The organism is Pseudonocardia terrae (genome assembly GCF_021343995.1).
Lineage (GTDB): Bacteria > Actinomycetota > Actinomycetes > Mycobacteriales > Pseudonocardiaceae > Pseudonocardia > Pseudonocardia terrae.
On sequence record NZ_JAJTTE010000144.1, the window covers coordinates 1 to 1,461 of the forward strand.

Here is a 1,461-nt window from a genome sequence, read left to right on the forward strand (position 1 = left end):
TAGTACTCCAGCCGTAGATCGTTATGTCTGTCGTTGGCCGAGCTCCTGGCGCTGGTAGTGGCTGGTGCGGGCGCGATGTTGGTGGCGTCGTCGCCAGCGTGACCAGGCCTGCGGGCAGGCGAGGGTCCGGCCAGGTTCGATGACGAATCGGACGAACAGGCGGCGGATCTCGTTGCGGGTCAATGCGATCAGTCCGTCGGGTGCGGGCCGTAGGGTGTGTTCGCGGGCGGCGATGACGGCGAGCAGGGCGTGGGCGGTCATGGCGAGCAGGGTCCAGCGTTGCCAGGAGATCCAGCGGCGGACCTGGTGTTCGTCGAGCCCGGCCAGGCCCTTCCCGGCCTGGAAGGACTCCTCGACCGTCCACCGCCGGCCGGCCACGCGGACCAGCTCGCGCAGCGGCACCGGCTCGGGCGAGTAGCAGCGGTAGAACGCCAGCTCACCGGTGTCGCGGTGGCGCCGCACCAGCAGCCACCAGCACTCGGTGTCGGCCGGCTCGCCCCGGGCCGGGTCGGCGGTCCCGGCGGGGTCGGGGTGGCTGATCAACGCCCAGTCGTAGAAGCGTTGCCCCTTCGCCCCGGCACCCGCGGAGAGCCGCTGCCAGGCCCGTGTCGGTAGGCCGGCGGTGATCTCGTCGGCGCGCAGCGACCCGGCCTGAGTGGGGATGCGGCGGTCGCAGCCGATCCCGAGCACGTACCCGACCCGGCGCAGCTCGCACTCGGTGCGCAGGGCGGGGTCGGCGCCATAGACCTCGTCGCCGGCCACCCATCGTGCCTCGATGCCGGCGTTGAGCGCCCGGATGAGCATGCCGGTGGCCAGGGCGGGCTTGGTCGCGAAGCCGATGGCGTCGGGGACCCCGGCCTCGTCGAGCCGCTCCGGGTCGGCGGTCCAGGACTTGGGCAGGTAGAGCTCGCGGTCGATCATGGCGTGACCGCGGGCGCCGGCGTAGGTGAGGTAGACCGCGACCTGAGCGTTCTCGATCCGCCCGGCGGTGCCGGTGTACTGGCGCTGGACCCCGACCGTGCCCACGCCCTTCTTCAGGTCGCCGGTCTCGTCGACCACCAGCACCGCGTCCGGGTCACCGAGACCGTCGGTGACATAGTCGCGCAGGTCATCGCGGACACCGTCGGTGTCCCAGCTCGCCCGGGCAAGCAGGTGCTGCATACCGTGCGGATCAGCATCTCCGGCGTGTTCGGCGATGGTCCAACAGTTCTTGCGCGGCAGGTCCGCCAGCAGGCCGAGCAGGAACTTCCCGGCCCGGCGGCGGGTCTCGACCCGGGCGAACCGGCCCGCCATCCGCTCGAGCAGCCTGTCGGTCTCGGCCACCCACGCGGCCGTGTCTACGCTGTGGCCCGCGGCCACCGCATGATCCACTGAAGTCGACACAACGGAGGAGGATCACGCGGTGGCCGTGCCACGTCCGGGACCGCCACGCCGGCAAGATCACGATCTACGGCTGGAGTA

Annotated in this window: 1 protein-coding gene; it reads right to left on the minus strand. The window is 71.5% G+C overall.

Going from position 1 to position 1,461, the window contains the following annotated elements:
- Positions 1–21 precede the first annotated feature (21 nt).
- Positions 22–1,293: an IS701 family transposase gene (locus LWC33_RS34615; RefSeq protein WP_233308930.1), complete on the minus strand. Its 1,272-nt coding sequence runs from the start codon at positions 1,291–1,293 to the stop codon at positions 22–24.
- Positions 1,294–1,461: the final 168 nt, after the last annotated feature.